The 19,812-nt window shown below is 30.2% G+C and carries 15 protein-coding genes; 9 read left to right on the top strand and 6 right to left on the bottom strand.

The features are described from left to right. Positions 1-18 precede the first annotated feature (18 nt). The 3 genes from BTO07_RS12970 to BTO07_RS12980 form a co-directional block, all read right to left on the bottom strand. Positions 19-957 carry a carbohydrate kinase family protein gene (locus BTO07_RS12970; RefSeq protein ID WP_232457032.1) on the bottom strand — a complete coding sequence of 313 codons (939 nt, stop codon included), beginning with the start codon at positions 955-957 and terminating at the stop codon, positions 19-21. 53 nt (positions 958-1,010) lie between these two features. Beyond that, positions 1,011-2,324: an MFS transporter gene (locus BTO07_RS12975; protein WP_442956792.1), complete on the bottom strand. Its 1,314-nt coding sequence runs from the start codon at positions 2,322-2,324 to the stop codon at positions 1,011-1,013. 107 nt (positions 2,325-2,431) lie between these two features. Then, entirely contained in the window at positions 2,432-5,065 is a 2,634-nt protein-coding gene (locus tag BTO07_RS12980; protein WP_087521638.1) for a TonB-dependent receptor, read from the bottom strand. A gap of 184 nt (positions 5,066-5,249) precedes the next feature. Between BTO07_RS12980 and BTO07_RS12985 the strand changes: the two genes are divergently transcribed. From BTO07_RS12985 to BTO07_RS12995, 3 genes are all read left to right on the top strand, one after another. Beyond that, positions 5,250-6,275 (top strand): LacI family DNA-binding transcriptional regulator, encoded by a 1,026-nt coding sequence (locus BTO07_RS12985; protein ID WP_087521639.1) that lies wholly within the window; start codon positions 5,250-5,252, stop codon positions 6,273-6,275. A 126-nt stretch (positions 6,276-6,401) separates the two neighbouring features. After that, entirely contained in the window at positions 6,402-8,870 is a 2,469-nt protein-coding gene (locus BTO07_RS12990; protein WP_087521640.1) for a DUF5686 family protein, read from the top strand. 13 nt (positions 8,871-8,883) lie between these two features. Then, positions 8,884-9,126 carry a MoaD/ThiS family protein gene (locus BTO07_RS12995; RefSeq protein WP_087521641.1) on the top strand — a complete coding sequence of 81 codons (243 nt, stop codon included), beginning with the start codon at positions 8,884-8,886 and terminating at the stop codon, positions 9,124-9,126. A gap of 97 nt (positions 9,127-9,223) precedes the next feature. On the opposite strand, the gene BTO07_RS13000 is transcribed toward BTO07_RS12995, so the two are convergent. After that, positions 9,224-9,496, bottom strand: a complete 273-nt coding sequence (locus tag BTO07_RS13000) for a DUF3817 domain-containing protein (RefSeq protein WP_087521642.1) — start codon at positions 9,494-9,496, stop codon at positions 9,224-9,226. Positions 9,497-9,611: 115 nt separating this feature from the next. On the opposite strand from BTO07_RS13000, the gene BTO07_RS13005 reads away from it, so the two are divergent. Continuing rightward, the gene (locus tag BTO07_RS13005; RefSeq protein ID WP_087521643.1) at positions 9,612-10,034 is read left to right on the top strand and encodes a molybdenum cofactor biosynthesis protein MoaE; all 423 of its coding nucleotides are present in this window, start codon (positions 9,612-9,614) and stop codon (positions 10,032-10,034) included. A gap of 104 nt (positions 10,035-10,138) precedes the next feature. Here BTO07_RS13005 and BTO07_RS13010 read toward each other — a convergent pair whose 3' ends face one another. Both BTO07_RS13010 and BTO07_RS13015 read right to left on the bottom strand, forming a co-directional pair. Next, positions 10,139-11,161 (bottom strand): COX15/CtaA family protein, encoded by a 1,023-nt coding sequence (locus BTO07_RS13010; protein ID WP_087521644.1) that lies wholly within the window; start codon positions 11,159-11,161, stop codon positions 10,139-10,141. Between the two features lie 92 nt (positions 11,162-11,253). Continuing rightward, positions 11,254-11,445 (bottom strand): cold-shock protein, encoded by a 192-nt coding sequence (locus BTO07_RS13015; RefSeq protein ID WP_087521645.1) that lies wholly within the window; start codon positions 11,443-11,445, stop codon positions 11,254-11,256. Between the two features lie 404 nt (positions 11,446-11,849). Between BTO07_RS13015 and BTO07_RS13020 the strand changes: the two genes are divergently transcribed. The 5 genes from BTO07_RS13020 (at position 11,850) to BTO07_RS17460 (ending at position 19,770) form a co-directional block, all read left to right on the top strand. Continuing rightward, a complete protein-coding gene (locus BTO07_RS13020; protein WP_087521646.1) occupies positions 11,850-13,124 on the top strand; it encodes a ribonucleotide-diphosphate reductase subunit beta in 1,275 nt (424 codons plus the stop codon). 57 nt (positions 13,125-13,181) lie between these two features. Beyond that, a complete protein-coding gene (locus tag BTO07_RS13025) occupies positions 13,182-14,912 on the top strand; it encodes a ribonucleoside-diphosphate reductase subunit alpha (protein WP_442956793.1) in 1,731 nt (576 codons plus the stop codon). 276 nt (positions 14,913-15,188) lie between these two features. Then, positions 15,189-16,523, top strand: a complete 1,335-nt coding sequence (locus BTO07_RS13030) for a deoxyguanosinetriphosphate triphosphohydrolase (RefSeq protein WP_087521648.1) — start codon at positions 15,189-15,191, stop codon at positions 16,521-16,523. A gap of 49 nt (positions 16,524-16,572) precedes the next feature. Beyond that, positions 16,573-19,287, top strand: coding sequence for a T9SS type A sorting domain-containing protein (locus BTO07_RS17565; RefSeq protein WP_232457033.1), 2,715 nt, complete (start codon positions 16,573-16,575; stop codon positions 19,285-19,287). 9 nt (positions 19,288-19,296) lie between these two features. Continuing rightward, positions 19,297-19,770 (top strand): hypothetical protein, encoded by a 474-nt coding sequence (locus tag BTO07_RS17460; RefSeq protein WP_198342469.1) that lies wholly within the window; start codon positions 19,297-19,299, stop codon positions 19,768-19,770. Positions 19,771-19,812 lie beyond the last annotated feature (42 nt).

The following is a 19,812-nucleotide window of genomic DNA, read 5'->3' on the forward strand; positions in this document are numbered from 1 at the left end:
AGGATGTTGTTTAGTAACTTATAAAAGTTTAGATAAAATATTAATGTTATCAGGTAATCTACCTACGTTTTGAAGTTTTAAAGCAGCTAATTTTAAAGCTACTTGTAAACAATCTTGTATTGGTTTTTCTTTAATATAAGCGAATAGAAAACCAGACCAAAAAGCATCTCCTGCTCCTGTTGTATCCATTACGTTTTCTATTTTTATTGCTGGTAAATGAATGATTTCTTTATTTAATTGAGAAAGCTTCACACCTTTACTTCCCAAGGTTAAACAAACTGTTTCTACTCCTAAATTATGAAAGAAATTAAATATTTCTTGATGTGGTAATTCTTTTTCGAAAAGCCTTAACATATCATCTTCACTAATTTTTATTAAAGGATTAAATTTACAATACGTTTTAATAACATCTAAAGCCTCTTCTTTACTGTTCCATAATTCTTTAGCGTAATTTAAATCGACACTTAATTTACAGCCTTTTTTAAAAGCCTCTTCAGCTTTGTTTAAGATGGTAGTTTGTGCTGGTTTTTTACTTAAAGCAAAACAAGTTGTATGATAAATTTTTGTTTGAGAAAGCATTTCATCAGTAATTTGATCTTCAGAAATTGAGCAATCTGCATCTCTGTAAGGAATAAAATCTGGTGTTCCGTTAGATTTTGATACAAAAATGACACTTGTAGACTTATTATCTAATTTTTTGATGTTTTCTGGATTAATTCCAACTTCTTCTAATCTTTTAAAAATGTACTCTCCAAAACCATCATTACCTACAGCAGAAACCATGGTTGAATTTAATCCTAACCTTTTACAATTCATGGCAACATTAGCAGGAGAACCACCTAAATATCTGTGATAATCTCTAGTTTCGTTTATGAGTACATCATTTTGATGCCCGATAAAGTCAATTAAAACTTCACCCACACATAAGATGTCTATATTTCTAATATTATTTTTCAAAATTATTTTTCTTTCTTAATAAATCTATTTTAAACTAACTGATAGATTTATTTTTATTCAACAATAGGTTTTGGTTCTTTTAGTCTGAATGCTAAAAAACCTGCAATAACAAAAAATACACCACCTAATAATATTGCATTAACAGCACTGTTATCTAATAGGTTTTTTACTATTGGTCCAAAAGTTACAGTTTGAATTCCCATAGGAATTACAATCATCATATTTAAGATTCCCATATAAACGCCTCGTCTTTCTTGAGGTACAATCTTTGAAACCATAGAATATGGAATTCCCATCATTGCAGCCCAACCAATACCAAATAAAATCATTGGTAAAAGAACTAGTACTGGATCTTGTATAAAAGGGATGCTAAGCATTGCTATTCCTGTAAAAAATAGACTTAATATATATACTTTTTTTCCTCCCCACTTTAATGCAAATGGGACTAATGCTAATGCAAAAACAATAGTTGAAATATTGTAGGTTGTATTCATTTTTGCAGCTTGACTTAAAGCTTCAGACTTGTTAAAGCCCAGGCTTTCTTCAAACATTGGAGAAATAAATTGCCAGTAGATAAATAAAGCATACCACTGAAATAAATAAACAGCAGATAATTTCCACATAAATTTAGGCATGTCTTTTATTGCCTGAACAATTTCTGTAAAAGGAGTTTTTATTCTCTCTACAAAGGGTAATGCATTGTGTTTTTTAATTTCTTCTAATTCTTTATCAGAAGGAGGTATTTCTGGGGTTTTTAAAACAGACCAAAGTATTGTGGCAATTGATAATACTGCTCCAATAAAGAATGAATAATACAACCATTGTGGAATAGATGTTACTGTTTCGCTTGCTGTTTCTTCTCCTCCAAACCAATCTTGAAAAAGGAAAATGGAAGCATTTGCCAAAACAATACCAGCACCAACAAATAAACTTTGCATTTGGTAACCAAAACTTAATTGTTTGTTTGGTAATTTATCACCTACAAAAGCACGATAAGGTTCCATTGCCATGTTGTTTCCAACATCAAGAATCCATAGTAAACCAACTGCAAACCATAAGGATGGACTGTAAGGAAAAGCAAATAAACATAAACTTCCTATTAATGCCCCAATTAGAAAAAACGGTTTTCTTCTTCCCCAACGAGGAGACCATGTTTTATCTGAAATAGCTCCGATTATAGGTTGAATAATTAAACCTGTAACTGGACCTGCTAGATTTAACAGAGGTAAGTCTTCGTGATGAGCTCCTAAAAATGAAAATATAGGATTTACTGCCGTTTGTTGTAATCCAAAACTGAATTGAATTCCTAAGAATCCAACATTCATATTAAAGATTTGCCAAAAACTTAAATTGGGTTTTTTAAACATAATAGGTTTTTTAAACTAATGAAATCAAATTAGAAAAAGAAAGAGCCAATAGAAAATAATATTGGCTCTATTCAATAATTCAAACTTCAATTAATAATTAATCAACTTTAAAAACTGTACTGTAATGATAAAGATGAAGAACGACCAGTAATTGATCTTGCTCTTACATAACGATCTGTTCCATTCATTGCCATACCATCTTGACCTTCAACTTCTGTAATACCAACTGTATCAAAAAGGTTGTTTATGTTTAAAGATAATGATAAGCCTTTCGTAAGTCCTACTCTTCCTAAGAAGTTAATATAAGCGTAACCTGGCTGTACTAAATCATTTGTATCTGTAGCATAAGATTCTGTAGTTCCTAAGACTGTAAATCCTAGTAAATGTTGTTTTTCTACACCAAAATTGTAAGTAGGAGCAATGCTGTAAAGTAAATCTGCTTGTCTTCTAGGTTTATTACCATCGTTAGCTCCATTACCACCTCTATCTTCTTTAATTTTAGCATTTGTATATGTTGCTGATCCGTTTATTGATAGGTCACCAAAAACAAAAGCACTTTCTACTTCTAAACCAGTTGCAGTATATTTACTACCTACTGTTTTTTGAAGCTCAAAACCTGCAGCTTCATCTGTAATAGAAGAAAAACCAGTAACGTTAAGACTCCCTTTTTCGAAACGTCTTTTATACCCAACTTCAAATTGAGAAACTTGATCATACTGTACATCAGCAGTTCCATCAGTATTATAACCATTTCTATCTGCAGCTCTTCCAGAAGCACCAGAACTTATTCTACCAAAAACAGCAGAGTCATCATTCATTTTGTAGTTTAAACCTGCAGAATATGATGTGTAACTATATTTATCAGAAATAATTTGATTTTGATTTGGTTGTACAATTGGTACAGCCATTTCAATTGGTTCAATAATATTATTGCTGTTTACATCAAACTCGCCTGTTTCATTTCCTAAAGCAATAGTTCCATCTACTCTTACATTATCACGACGAATACTACCAGAAAAGTTTAATTTTTCACTTAAATCTGCATCTATTGCAATGTAAGGAGCGTTAACTGTATGTTGTGTATTGTATTTACGTTGACAACAGTTACCCCAAACAGGTGTTCCGTATGCATATTGACCACCTCTAGATAAACCATCTACATCTACTAATCTTGCATCTCCACCACCTTTAACTTCTTGTAAGAAAGAATTCCATTGCCAAGATATTTTTGTGTTTTGAGTTGCAGTAAAATAACCAGCCGTAACAGATACGTTATCATTAATTTTTTTACTAACTTTTAAATCGTTAATTACATTACTTAAATCGTCTATTGTAGTATCAAATACGTGAATATTTTGAATTAAACCATTTGAAGGATTGTAAGCATCACCATTATCAGCATAACTTAAAGTTGCTGGTTGAGGAATTGGAAGACCTGCAACAAAGCTATCAGTTTCACCAAAACCTGCAGAGAAAGGAGCAATAAATGCACCGTTATTTAAAGATACTCTACCATTGTTTCTAACTTTCCATCCATCACCAAGATCAAAAGAAAACTCTACACCTACAGATTTAGATATTGCATTGTTCCCGTCTCTAATATCTCTAGAAGCTCTGTTTCTATCACTACTAGTTGGACCAGAACTTTCTTGTAAATATTTAGATTGTAAAGCATCTGTAGTAATATCAAAACCAGGTAAGTTACCGTAAGTTGGGTTTGCATCTGTACCAGATAATAGCATTGGCATTGGCATATACATTGCCGTTTTATCATTTAAAAACTTTAAATAAGTACGAATGTAACCAGATTTAAATCTTTTTGTAATGTTTGCTTTTATTTGTCCACCTTTATTAGCATTAAAACCAGTAGCTCTTGGGCCTTCTCCAGTTCTCATAAATCCACCAATATGGTAAGATAAACCATTTTCTAGAGGAGTTCCGTATTCAAAATCCACTCTATTTGTATTGTAATCTAATCCCATTGTTGTAGCTACAGAACCACCTTCTGTGCTTCCTGTTTTGCTAATTAAATTGATAATCCCTGCAGGACCATTAGATGTTTGCGTAGATGCAGAACCACCTCTAATAGCTTCTACTCTTGCAACATTTCTATCTGCTCTTAACCAGTTATCTGAATTACCAAAAGAAGTATCTCCAAATAAATTTAAAGGTAAACCATCTTCTTGTAATTGTAAATATCTAGATCCACCAGAAGAAACTGGTACACCACGTACGTTAAAGTTAGAATTTCCTTCACCTGCAGAAGATTCTGCACGAATACCAGGAATGTTTCTAAAAATTTCACCAGTTGTTCTTGGAGAAGCTTGTTCTATTTGTTTAAGTCCAATAGTAGAAATAGAAACACTAGATTCTAATTTAGATTTAGGATTTACAACTCCTGTTACTATAATTTCATCTAAAGATTGGGCATTTTCTTTAATAACAATATTTAAAGTTACTTTAGAAGAGTTTACAATAACCTCTTTAGTATAGTTATCGAAGCCAATGTAAGAAGCTGTTAAACTATAAGTTCCGTTTTCTACATTCTTAATTTCGTAATTTCCATCGAAATCTGTTGTTGTTCCTAACATTGTACCTTTAAGTATAATGTTAACTCCTGGAATCATTTCACCATTTTGGTCTTTTACAGATCCAGAAATAGTAGATTGTGCTAGTAAGGCTGAAGATGTAAATACCAACAGCATTAAAAACAGTCTTTTTAATTGTATTTGTTTTTTCATTGTAATTGTGAATTTAATAAATAGTTAATTGTATATTGAGTAAAATTAAATTTATTAAGTATAATTTTATCAAATTCTTAAATCGAAAACGTTTTCGATTTAACGAAAACGTTTTCGATTGAGGTAATTTACTATATTTATAAGGTAATAAAGCATATATTTACTCTAAAAAATAAACAATTATATTTTGGTAACACTAAAACAAATTGCAGAACAGCTAGGTATTTCTATAACAACCGTATCAAAAGCATTAAAAGATTACCCAGATGTAAGTAAAAAAACAAGAAAGTTGGTGAGAGAAACGGCTTCTTTATTAAACTATAAACCAAATTCTTTTGCCGTTAATTTAAGAACTAAAGAATCTAAAATTATAGGTTTAATTATACCTGTAATTGTGCATCACTTTTTTTCTAGTGTTATTAAAGGAATTATTTCTCAAGCAGAAAAAAAAGGATATCTGGTAATTATTCTTCAGTCTGATGAATCTTACGAGTTAGAAAAAAAGCAAATAGATTTATTACTTAGTAAAAGAGTAGATGGAATTTTAATTTCTTTAGCTAACGGAACAGGAGATTTTAAGCACTTAACAGAAATTATTGAACAGGAAACTCCTTTAGTAATGTTTGATAAAATTGCCAAAGTGGTAAAGTGTTCTAAGGTTATTATTGATGATAGAAAGGCTGCGTATATAGCAACGAAACATTTAATTGATATTGGTTGTAAACGAATTGCTCATTTTAGAGGGGCTTTGTTGCCTCAAAATTCTATAGATAGATTTCTTGGCTATAAGAAAGCTTTATTAGATAATAATTTAGAGTACGACCCTTCTTTAGTATACGTTAATCAGTGTGGAGATATGAGTTTTGAGGAAGGAAAGGAAAATGCAAGACAACTATTAAAAGACCATAAAGATGTTGATGGTATTTTTATAAATACAGATTTAGTTGCTATTGGTGCAATGACGGAATTTGCTAAACTGGGTGTTAAAGTACCAGAAGATATTAGTATTGTTGGTTTTAGTAACTGGTTTATGTCTTCTGTAATTTCACCTTCTTTAACAACAATTAATCAGCCAGGTTTTGAAATGGGTAAAAACGCTTTTAAATTATTATATAAAGAAATAAAAGCGAGAAAGCAAAAGAAAACAATTACCTATAAAGAATTGGTTTTAGAAACAGAACTTATAAAAAGGGACTCTACTAAAAGCTAATTATTGTATAAAGAATTAAAAACAAGTCCATTAAAATTAAGAAAAAATTATACTTGGTTTAACAAAAGTTAAACATTTTCTTGTAACATAAACTTTATGTTTGCGTCTATTAACTAAACCTAGACTATGCAAAAAATTACTTTTCTACTGTTACTTTTTATTACGTCAACAATTATTGGACAGGTAAAAGGGAAGATTACTGATAAAAAAGGAGAGCCTTTGTCTTTTGTTAGTATTTATTTAGATAAAACGGTTACAGGAACTACTTCTAATGATAATGGAGATTATGTTTTAAATATCTCTAAAAGAGGAAAAAGCATCATTATTTATCAAATATTAGGTTATAAAACACTAAAAAAGGAAGTAAATATTACCTCTTTTCCTTTTGAATTAAATGTAGAATTAGAAGAAGAAAATGTACAGTTAGATGAAATTTCTATCTCTACAAAAGATAATCCTGCTAATAGAATTATTAGAAATGTAATTGCAAATAAAGAGAAGAATACAGATAAGTATTCTAATTACACAGCTAAGTTTTATTCTAGAGGATTAATGAAAATTAAAGATGCACCAGAGAAGTTCTTTGGGCAAACTACTGGAGATTTTGGAGGTGGTTTAGATTCGACAAGAACAGGAATTATTTATCTGTCTGAAACGGTGTCTGATATTAGTTTTCAAAAAAAGCCGAAGAATTTTAAAGAGAGAATAGTTGCATCTAAAGTTTCTGGGCAAGACAACGGTATCAGTTTTAATAGGGCAGAAGAGTCTAATATTAATTTGTATGATAATAGTGTAGAAGTTTTTAATAATTTGGTTTCTCCAATTTCTACAAATGCATTTAGTTATTATCGATTTAAGTTAGAAGGGACTTTTTATGATAAAAACGGAAAATTAATCAACAAAATAAAATTGATTCCTAAGCGAAAAAACGATCGAGTTTTTGATGGTTTTATTTATGTTGTAGAAGATGATTGGGCTTTGTACGGTGCAGATATTGTTGCAACAGGAGCGCAAGTGAACATTCCTGTTGTAAATTTACTAAAACTAAAACAAGGTTACAATTATTCAGAAGAAATAGATGCGTGGGTTTTAATCAGTCAGACAATAGATTTCGATATTTCTGTTTTTGGTTTTAAACCTAGTGGAAAATTTTCTTACGCATATTCAGATTATAATTTTAAACCTGTATATGAAGAAAATACATTTACAAATGAAGTATTAACTTTTGAGAAAGAGGCTACAAAAAAAGATTCTCTTTATTGGAATAAGTTAAGACCAGTGCCTTTAACGATAGAGGAGGTTAAAGATTATCAAATTAAAGATAGTATTAAGGTTGTTCGTAAGTCTAAGAAGTATTTAGACTCTGTAAATAAAAAGCAAAATGAATTTAATTTACTTTCGCCAATAACAGGATATACATATCGAAATTCTTACGAAAAGTGGTCTCTATCTTACAATGGTTTAATAAGTGATTTAGGTTTTAATACGGTTCAAGGGTTTAATACTTCTTTAGGTTTTAGCTACTTTAATCAACAAAATAAAACAGGGAAATGGTGGAATGCAGGAATAAAAGCAAATTATGGTTTATCTGATAAACGCTTAAGACCAACGTTCTTTTTTAGTAAAAAATGGAATAACCTTTCTAAACCTAGAATGACAATTTCTGGAGGTATTACAACACCTCAATTTAATGATAGAAATCCTATTATGAGATTAAATAATGCCATTAGTTCTTTGTTTTATAGAAATGATTATTTAAAAATATATGAAAAGGAATTTGGTAGAATTAGTTATTCAGAAGAAATTAAAAACGGAGTTTATTTTTCTTCATCTTTAGAGTATGCAAATAGAAAACCACTGTTTAATACAACTGATTATTCCTTTGCTCGTCAAAGTAAAAACGAACCTTATACTTCTAATAATCCATTAGACCCAACAGATTTTACAAATGCAGCTTTTACAGAGCATAAAATAGCAACATTAAATGTTGGAGCAACTTTTATCTTTAATCAAAAATATTTGTCTTACCCTGATAGAAAAGAAAATATCGGAAATGATAAATATCCATCATTAAATGTAAATTATAGAAAAACTTTTGGAGCGTCAAATTCTGAGTATAATTCAGATTTATTTACTGCAAATTTAAGACAAGATATTAGTGCAGGTAATTATGGAAATTTCTCATATAATATAAGAGGAGGAATATTTGTTAAGAAGAAATATCTTGCTTTTATGGATAAATTACAAGCAAATGGAAATCAGCTTAGGTTTCCTTTAGATGGTAAATTGAATAGTTTTGGTTTGTTAGAGTATTATAAGTTTTATACAAATGATAAATATGCAGAAGCACACGTAGAACATAATTTTAAAGGAGCAATTTTGGGTAAAATTCCGTTGATAAATAAATTGAATTTCCATTTAGTGGGAGGTGCAAAAACTTTATTTATGGCTGGTAAAAATCCGTATACAGAGTATTCTGTAGGTTTAGATAACATCGGTTTTGGGAAATGGCGTTTTTTACGAATAGATTATGTTCGTTCTAACTATGGAGGAATTAAAAACGATGGTTTGTTGTTTAGATTAAGTATGTTTTAATTAATTTTGAAGTATGAAAATTCAAATATTACTTTTCGGAATTACAACAGATTTAATAGGAACTTCAAATTTAGATTTAGAAGTTGTTGAAGGTATAACTGTTGTAAGTTTTAAGAGTTTATTGAAAGAAGAATATCCTCAACTAGAAAACATCGATTCTTATGCAATTGCTGTAAACGAAAGTTATGCAACTGATGAATTAGTTTTAAAAGAGAATGATGTAGTTGCCATTATTCCTCCTGTAAGTGGAGGGTGAAAAAAGCCCATCTTAATCTTCCCAAAGGGAAGAAACACTCTTACTCACAAAACTATGTTTTCTATGTGTCTATGTGGTCAACTTCTTTTAATGAAGATTATCTTAAATACTTCTTATCAATATAAAAAGTACCAAAAGGTAAAATAGAAGCAAGTAGAACAATTCCGAGAGTTTTATTATCCCAATTCATTTCTTTTTTAAGCATAAAAGCCAAAACAACATATAGCATAAAAAGGATTCCATGAGGCATTCCTAACATCTTTACATAAGAAGCATCACCTTGAAAATGTTTCATTGGAGTTGCAATAAAAAGTAATAATAAGTAAGATACTCCTTCTAATATGCTTACAATTCTAAATATATTTTTCATACTTACTATTTTTCAAAGTTTTGATTTGCAAAAATACAACTTTGTTTTACTATTTTTGCCTTAGTACTGAACTTCCTGAACTAAATTCAGAATAAATGTTTCAGTATCTCAAGGAATGATAAGAACTTCAATAAAAATAACTTCAGAAAAATTAGATTTACAAGAATGCTACCGTTTTGTAGAAGATGATTCTTGTGGTGGAATTTCGGCTTTTATTGGTACTGTTAGAAATGATACACAAGGAAAAGAAGTTACACAGTTAGATTTTTCTACTTACAAACCGATGGCAATTAAAGAAATGCAAAAAATTGCAGATTTGATTTTAGAAAAGTTCGATATCAAAAAAATTGCAATTCATCACGCAGAAGGAATGTTACAGATTCGTGAAATTCCTGTTATAATTACTGTTTCGTCCAAGCATAGAAAAGCTGCTTTTGAAGCATGCGAATTTGCAATTGATACTTTAAAAGAAACGGTTCCTATCTGGAAAAAAGAATATTTTTCAGATGGTGAAGTTTGGGTAAATGCACATCCGTAATTAGTATTAGAGTTACAAAGCGACAAAGGTTTAAAGTTGATAATTTTTAACAATTGTCAGACTGAGTTTGTCTAAGCCTTTTTATTCTTGATAATTAGTAATTACTAATTACTAACCGTCTTCTTACTCTGCAACCACAGATAAAACTGCAATCCAAATAAAATAGCACCAGACAATAAATGTATAGCTTGTGTTCCTATAGGGAATTCTGCATAGTACATTAATATTCCTGTAATCGTTTCTATAAAGATTAACAAAACAATCCAATTTACGAGTTTGTAACCTAAGTTTTTTACTTGATTTAGGTAAAATAAACCTAAGTTTACCAATACAATTGCAATTGTAAACGATCTATGAAAATAGAATTTAAAACTTGGATCCATCAAACTATAATTCTTGTTTTCGAAACCTAGTTGTTTTACTTGTTCATCTATAAATTGTCTTACTTGGGTTCCCATTGCAATTTGAATCAAAGAAAATACAACAGAAACAATTAGTAGTTTATTAAATACAGCATTGTATCTGTATATTTTTTTTCTATCAGAAAGATTAAATTTTAGTTGTAGTAAAAGTGCAATTATTACTAAGCCAATAACCATGTGAATGGTAATAATTGTAGGTTTTAAATTAGTGTCTACAACCGTTTTTCCTAACCAAGCCTCAACTAACATTAAAAAGAATGCTGTAAAAGCTAAAAAAGGAATCCTTTTATCGGTTTTCCAAAATTTTGCTGCTCCATAAATTAGAAATAAGAAAACAAAGCCAGCTAAAACAGAAGATAATCTGTTGATGTATTCTGTCCAACTATGATATTTATTAAATTTAGCGTAATCGTGTTTTGTGTAGTTTGCCCAATTATTTTTGTTGAATTCAGAAGAAGTTTTAATGTTTTTTTCTGCAACAAATAAAGTTTCATCTTTAATAATAATAAAACCTTCTTTAAATTCTGAGTTTGGTTTCCAAGTTATTTGTTCTTCAGAAGTTGGTGGAATGTAATAACCAAAGCATTTTGGCCAATCGGGACAACCCATTCCAGAACCTGTCATTCTAACAACAGAACCTGCTAAAAAAATTAAGTAAACAGATATAATAGCAATCTGTACAGTTTTTGAGAATTTATTTTTCATTTAGGGTAAATGTTTCTGTAAAAATAAGACAAAAAAAAGCCGCTTAAAAAATTAAGCGACTTGTTCTTTTCAAAAAATTTAAAAGAATAGAATTAGATTACTCTAACGTCTACTGCATTTAAACCTTTTCTACCTTCTTTAAGGTCGAACTCTACTGCGTCACCTTCTCTAACTTCGTCAATTAATCCTGATACATGCACAAAGTACTCTGTGTTTGAATCATCTTCTGTTACGAATCCAAATCCTTTAGATTCGTTGAAGAATTTTACTGTTCCTTTTTTCAAAATAATATAATATAAATGTTAATAATAGTACAAATATAAGGTTATAATTAATTGGTTTTACAAAAAGACTGTTTTAAATAATTTTGTTTATCAATTTTGATAAAAATAAATGTCATAAAAATGAATGTTTATGGTGGTTTTTTGTGATAAAAAACCCTTTGTTTACGGTGGTTTAAGAATGTCAATAGAAATAGTAGTTGTAGCGTTTTTTAATTGATATTATCTTGATAGTAAGATTCTTAAAAAAATCAAATTTTAGGCCTTTAAATTGCAAAAAGGACTAATTTGTTAAAAACTTCAAGGGTTTTGTGAATAAGTATGGCTTTCATTTTGGAACAAAAAAACCAATCTTTGTAGAAGTCGTTCTTGGCGATTATCTAACTTTCAAATAACATCCATTTACCGTGAAAATTACCCAGATTATAAAAAGAGACTCTGAAACTACCCTTTTTGAGTTAGAAAAAATTATTAACGCAATTGAAAAAGCAATGCTAAGTGTTAATAATGGTACTAGAGAAGACGCTATTGCTATAACTAATATTGTTAATGGAACTTTACTAGAAAGAAAGTTAAATGAACCTAGTTATACTCCAACTGTTGAGCAAGTGCAAGACATTGTAGAGTATAAATTAATGGATAGTCCTTTTCATGATGTTGCAAAGGCGTACATATTATATAGAGATGAACAAACAAGAAGTAGAAAGCCTAATATTTTTGAAAAGAGAATAAATCTAAAACCATATGATTATCCTGCTTTAGGAGAATATGTAGATGCTATTAGACACTCTTATTGGATTCATACAGAATTTAATTACACAAGCGATATTCAAGATTTTAAGACATCTCTTACTGAGGTAGAAAAAAATGCGATAAAAAATACAATGTTAGCAATTTCTCAGATAGAAGTTGCTGTTAAAACTTTCTGGGGAGACATCTATAAAAAGATGCCAAAGCCAGAAATTGGTTCTGTTGGAGCTACGTTTGCAGAAAGTGAAGTTCGTCATCATGATGCGTATTCACACTTATTAGAAATTTTAGGGTTAAACAATGAGTTTAAAAACTTAAAGAAGAAGCCTGTAATTATGAAACGTGTTAGTTACTTAGAAGCAGCTTTAAAAAACGTAAATAGCGAAGACAATCAAGAGTTCTCAGAGTCTATAATTTTATTTTCTCTATTTATAGAGCATGTATCTTTATTTTCTCAGTTTTTGATTATTATGGCTTTTAATAAGCATAAAAATGTATTAAAAGGAATTTCTAATGTTGTAGAAGCTACTTCTAAAGAAGAGCAAATTCATGGAGATTTTGGTATAGACCTTATTAAAATTATTAAAGAAGAAAATCCAGATTGGTTTAATGAAGATCATAATAAATTAGTACAAGAAACTTGTAAAGAAGCTTTTCTTTCTGAAAGTAAACTAATTGATTGGATTTTTGAAAAAGGAGAATTAGATTTCTTACCTAAAAATGTAATTAAAGAATTCATAAAAAATAGATTTAATAACTCTTTAGAGAGTATTGGTATCTCAAAAGTATTTGATGTAGACGAAACATTATTATCTAAAACAGATTGGTTTGATGATGAAATTATTGGAACCAAACACGGTGATTTCTTCGTAAAGAGATCTATAAACTATAGCAAAAGAACTAAAAGTATAACTAGCGACGACTTATTTTAAACTATGAACCTACACGATCAAAAGACCACTACGACCGAACTTACTGAGTACGAAAAAATGATTAAAGCAAGAAATGCTGCTCGAAAAGAAATGCTTAAAAACAATAATGAACCAGAAATTGAATGGTTAACAGATAATAGCCGTAAATTTTTAGAGTCAGGGTATTTAACAGGAAATACAACACCAGAAGAAAGAATACGTGAAATTGCAGATAATGCAGAACGTATTTTAAAGATTGATGGTTTTTCTGATAAGTTTTACAAATATATGGCTGCTGGGTATTTTTCTTTAGCATCGCCAGTTTGGTCTAACTTTGGTAAAAAGAGAGGTTTACCTATAAGTTGTTTTGGTTCGCACGTTGCAGATGATATGGGAGATATTTTATTCTCACAATCAGAAGTTGGTATGATGTCTAAATTAGGTGGAGGAACATCTGGTTACTTTGGTAAATTACGAGAAAGAGGAGCCGATGTTAAAAATAATGGTTCATCATCTGGTTCGGTTCATATTATGCAATTGTTTGAAAAAATGGTTGATGTTGTAAGTCAAGGTTCTGTAAGACGTGGTCGTTTTTCGCCATATTTACCAATAGATCATCAAGATATTAAAGAGTTTTTAGAAATAGGAACAGAAGGAAATCCAATTCAAGAATTAACGCACGGTGTTACGGTAAGTGACCAATGGATGCAAGAAATGATTGATGGTGATGTAGAAAAAAGAGGTCTTTGGGCAAAAGTATTACAAAGAAGAGGAGAAATCGGGTATCCATATATTCTTTTTAGAGACAATGCAAATAACGGAACGGTAGATGTTTATAAAGACAAAGGCCACGAAATTTATGCAAGTAATCTTTGTACAGAAATAATGTTACCTTCTAACGAAGATTGGTCTTTTGTTTGTTGTTTATCATCAATTAACTTGGTGCATTATGACAAATGGAAAGATACAGATGCTGTAGAAACATTGGCTTTCTTTTTAGATGCAGTAATGCAAGAATTTATCAATAAATTAGAAGTATATAAAGATTCAGAAGATAGAGACGATCAGTTTACGTTTCGTTTTATGGAAAAAGCATATAATTTTGCAAAAGAAAACAGAGCATTAGGTTTAGGTGCTTTAGGATGGCATTCTTTATTACAATCTAAAATGCTTGGATTCGATAGCGCAGAAGCTTATGCTTTAAACAGTGAAATATTTAAAGTAATTAAAGAAAAATCATACAAAGCATCAGAAGAGATGGCAAAAATGTATGGCGAACCAGCTGTTTTAAAAGGATATGGAAGACGTAATGCAACATTAAATGCAGTTGCACCAACTACATCGTCTGCTTTTATTTTAGGACAAGTATCTCAGGGTATTGAGCCAATTTGGTCTAATATTTATGTAAAAGATATTGCGAAGATTAAAACGACGATTAAGAATCCAGTATTAGAACAATTATTGGAAGAAAAAGGACAAAATACTTCTGATATTTGGAAAAGTATTAGAGATAATGATGGATCTGTTCAGCATTTAAGTATTTTATCAGAACACGAAAAAGATGTTTTTAAAACGTATTCAGAAATAGATCAAAATGTAATTGTTTATCAAGCAGCAAATAGACAAAATCATATAGATCAAGGACAATCTATAAATATTATGGTGCATCCAGATATGCCAATTAAAGAAGTAAATGCAGTGTATGTAAATGCTTGGAAATTAGGTGTAAAATCTATGTATTACCAACACAGTATGAATGCTGCACAGAAATTTAAACAAAAGAAAGAATGTGCTTCTTGCGAAGGATAGTTTAATAATTTTTGTAAAATTGTCATTTCGACTTTACGGAGAAATCTCATAATTTAAAGATCATAAAAAGGGAAGTAGAAATACTTCTCTTTTTTTTTTGAAGCTATTTCCAGCTTTCACTACTCGCTTTTTTTATTCCAAAAAAAGAATAAAAAAGAGCTCAAACAAACCGTTCAATCTGGGCTAAACTTGTTTGGTAGCCAATTACTATTTTGATAAATACAAGAAATTTTATGTAGCTTCTTTTTTGTATTTTTGAATAATTAAAATAAAACAATGAACTGGGAACAACTCCTTTCTTTAAAACGCTTTGGCGACACCCAAAAACGCGAAAGAATAGCACAAGACGAAACCCGTTTGGGTTTTGATGTAGATTTTGATAGAATTATATTTTCATCAGCATTTAGAAGTCTGCAAGATAAAACACAAGTAATTCCTTTATCGGAAACCGATTTTGTACATACACGTTTAACACATAGTTTAGAGGTTTCTGTAGTTGGTAGAACTTTGGGTAGAAGAGTTGGTAAAGAGTTGTTAGAACGTCATCCGAATTTACAAAAACTAGGATATACTTTTAATGATTTTGGTGCTATTGTAGGTACTGCTTCTTTAATGCACGATATTGGTAATCCGCCTTTTGGGCATTCTGGAGAAAAAGCTATTGGCGAGTATTTTAAGTCAGGAAATGGCTCAAAATACAAAGACCAATTAACAGAAAAAGAATATCAAGATTTAATAGATTTTGAAGGAAATGCAAATGGTTTTAAGATTTTAACAGAAACTAGAGAAGGTATTTCTGGAGGTTTGCGTTTAAGTTATGCAACTTTAGGAGCATTCTTAAAATATCCAAAAGAAAGTCTTCCTAAAAAACCTACAAATCATATTGTTGATAAAAAGTATGGCTTTTTTCAATCAGAAAAAAAAGAATTTTTAGATGTAGTTAAAGATCTAGGAATGAAACAAAAATCGACTTCGTCTGTTTCATTTTACAGACATCCGTTGGCTTATTTAGTAGAAGCTGCAGATGACATTTGTTATACAATTATCGATTTTGAAGACGGAATTAATTTAGGCTTAATTGATGAAAGTTATACTTTAGAGTATATGTCTAAATTGGTGAAAAATATAGATAGAGATAAATATTACGCATTAAAACATACAACAGATAGAACAGCATATTTAAGAGCTTTAGCTATTGGGTCATTAATTGATGAAGCTGTAACTATTTTCTTAGAAAACGAAGAAGCGCTTTTAAATGGAACTTTCGAAAAATCTTTACTAGATAAATGTAAGTATGAGGCTCAAATTAACGACATCATTAAGATAAGTGTTGATAAAATTTATAGAAGTAAAGAGGTTGTTGAAAAAGAAGTAGCAGGTTATAGAATTATAGCTGACTTGTTAGATGTATTTGTAACAGCTTTAAATAATAAATTTGATGGAAATTCTTCTAATTTTGATAAATTAGTATTAAATTTATTACCACAAGAGTATCAAACAGAAACAGCTAGTTTATACGATAGAATACTACAAATTTGTAGTTATGTTTCTAGAATGTCAGACAGTTATGCAATAAGAATGCATAAAAAATTAACGGGAAATATTATTTAAAATAATTAATAATTGCACAACCTGCCTTTATTAAAAAGTAGATAAAATTATGAAAAAAAAATTATTAATTCCATTCTTTGCTATTATAGCAATCGCTATTTTTTATGTTACAAAACAAAGTAACAAAAGCGAGTCATCGGTTATTATTCCAGAAGTTGAAATCAAACAAAAAAATAAACCTGAAAATGCGAGAGCATTATATAACATTGAAAGAGAAAAATATGAATTAAATATGCAGAGAAACCCTATAACAGGAGAAATTCCTCTGGAAGAGAAAGCAAAAGAGAATAATATGTCTTTATCTCTAATGAAACAAAAAAGACTTCAAAGAACTACTTCTAGTAGCTATACAACAAGAGGCCCTTCTAATTTAGGAGGAAGAACAAGAGCTTTTGCTGTAGATGTTTCTGATGCGACTAGTAATACGATACTTTCTGGAGGTGTTAGTAGCGGTGTGTTTAGAACCACAAATGGAGGAACAAGCTGGACAAAAGTAAGTCCTTCAGGTGAAATCCATAACGTTACAGCTTTAGCACAAGACACAAGAGTAGGTTTTCAAAATATATGGTATTATGCTACTGGAGAATGGTCTGGAAACAGTGCTTCATTAAAGACAGCGACTTTTAGAGGACAAGGTGTTTGGAAATCTATTGATAGTGGATTAACTTGGAGTATTATACCTGGTACAGATTCTGATCATACAATTTTTGATAGTTTTTTTGATTATACAAATGCACTAGAAGTGAATTCAATAACTGGTGATTTATTTATTGCTACAACTGGTAGAATTTATAGGTATGATGGAACTAGTTTAACGATAGAACTACAATTACCTGGTAACTCATTAGGTTTTACTGATGTAGTTGTTACAACAAGCGGAAAAGTATACGCAAGTTTTGCTGGAGGTACAGATTTAGAAGGAGTTTGGTTATCACTAACAGGAAATGGTTCTTGGTCTCAGATTTCTAAGAATGGTACTCCAACTGATTGGGCAGCTACAGGAAGAATAGTTTTAGGCGAAGCACCTTCTGTTGATGGAATGATCTATGCATTATATGTAAATGGAAATTCTGAAGGAAAAGAAGCAGATTTATGGCAATATAACCCTGCAACAAGTGCATGGACAGATTATTCTTCTAAATTACCAGATGAGCCAGATGGAGATTCTCCGGGTAATGATCCTTTTGCAGTTCAAGGAGGTTATGATCTTGTGGTGTCTGTAAAACCAGATAATGAAAATTTTGTAGTAATTGGTGGTACAAATATTTATAAGATAGCAAACATTACAACTGATGCTACATTCGTTAGAATAGGAGGATATAAAAATAATTCTGGTTATTATATTTATGATGAAGGTGGTGTAGAACATCATCCAGATATTCATGTTATAGAGTTTGACACAAATGATACAAACAAACTTTTTAGTGGAACAGATGGAGGTGTGCATAGAACTATAAATATTGGAGCTACAGATGTAGTCTGGGAAAATTTAAATAATAATTACATTACCTATCAATATTATCATGTTACTATAGATCCTTTAAGCGGAAGTAATATGGTTTTAGGAGGAGCACAAGATAATGGAACAACTATGGGAGGTACAGATGCAGGTTTAATAGATAATACTACAATGAGTAGTGTTGGACCTGGTGATGGAGTTGCTGTTGGTATAGCAAGAAGAAATGCAGATTTAGATACACAATTATTTTTGGGTTATCAACAAGGAGTAATTTATACAAACTACCCAAATAATGTTTATAGAGAAATTACACCTACTGACGCTCCAGTAGAAGAGAATGCCCAATTTGTTACCTATTATTATTTAGATCCAGATAATAATGATAATTTATATTATGCTGCAAAAAGTGAATTATATAGAACAAGTAATGCTGCTTCAGTTGCTTCAGATACTTGGGTAAATGCAAGTACCTTAAGTACTTCCGAAGATTTAAGAACTTTTGAAACAACTAGAGGAACATACAATTCTTTAACTAGTTTTTTATTAATTGGAGGTAGTAGCGGAGGTGTTTTTAAAGTTAACGATCCACAAAATTTAACAAGTTTAACTACGGAGGCTATTAATATTACACCATCAGGCGCAACAACTTCAGCAGGTGCAATAGTTAATGACATTGCAATTCATCCTACAAACCCAGATATTGTTTTAGCGGTTTATTCTAATTATGATATTCCTAGTATATTTTTGTCAACAAATGCAACTACAGCAACACCAAATTGGACTTTAGTTGAAAGAAATTTATCTGCACATTCAATTCGTTCTGCAGCAATAACACAAGTGGGAGATGAAATTGTTTATTTTGTAGGTACAGCAAGAGGTTTGTATAGTTCAACAGATCCTACAACTAAAGATTGGGAAATGGAAGGAGCAGATAATATAGGGCTTGCTTTAATTAGTAGTTTAGCATATAGACCCTCTGACAATAAATTATTAATTGGAACTCATGGTAATGGAATGTTTGAAACCACTGTAAAAGGTACACTTTCTACTTCTGATTATAATAGTGATAAAATTGAATTATCGTTTTATCCAAATCCTACTAAAAAGGAATTAAACCTACAGAGTAGTACCTTAGATTTAAGTAAGAACCTGATTTATAATATTTCTGATATTACAGGAAAGGTTGTTAAAAAAGGAGCCGTAGAAAACAAAAAAATTAATGTAGAAAACTTGAATTCTGGAGTTTATCTTGTCAAGTTAAATGTTGATGGTAAACAACAAAATTTTAAGTTTATTAAAAACTAATTAAAAATTATGTCTAAAATTAACCTTTTAAGCGTCTTTTTTTTAATTGTACTTTTTGGGTGTGCAAATACTTATAAATTAGAAAAAAAACCTGTTTTAAGTTTTACGGATTCATCTTATAGTTCTTGGTCCTCTGGTGTAAAAGGTGGAGGTTCTGGCTTTAGTGTCTTTTTAAAAATGGATGAAAGTGATACTCTTGATGATAAAAAGATTGAACTAAAAGGCGTTTATTTTAAGGACAAATATGCCAGTCTTAAATTACAAGGTTTAGGGAGTTATCAGGCTTTTTTTAAAAATAAGAGTAATTCGGATAGATTTGTGTCTGATGCTCAAAAGGATCATAAAAAAGAGGTGTCTAAAGAAGAGAAGATTCCTTTTGTTTTAAATGAAAACGAAGCTGTAGTTAGTTGTTTGATTAACGGAAAACAGAAGTATATTAAAGTAGTACTGACTAAAAAGAAAACAAGAGGAGTTCCGATGTAATGATTTGAAAATATTGATTTATCATAAAAAAAGACGCTTAAA

It is taken from the genome of Polaribacter sp. SA4-12 (assembly GCF_002163675.1).
Taxonomy (GTDB): domain Bacteria; phylum Bacteroidota; class Bacteroidia; order Flavobacteriales; family Flavobacteriaceae; genus Polaribacter.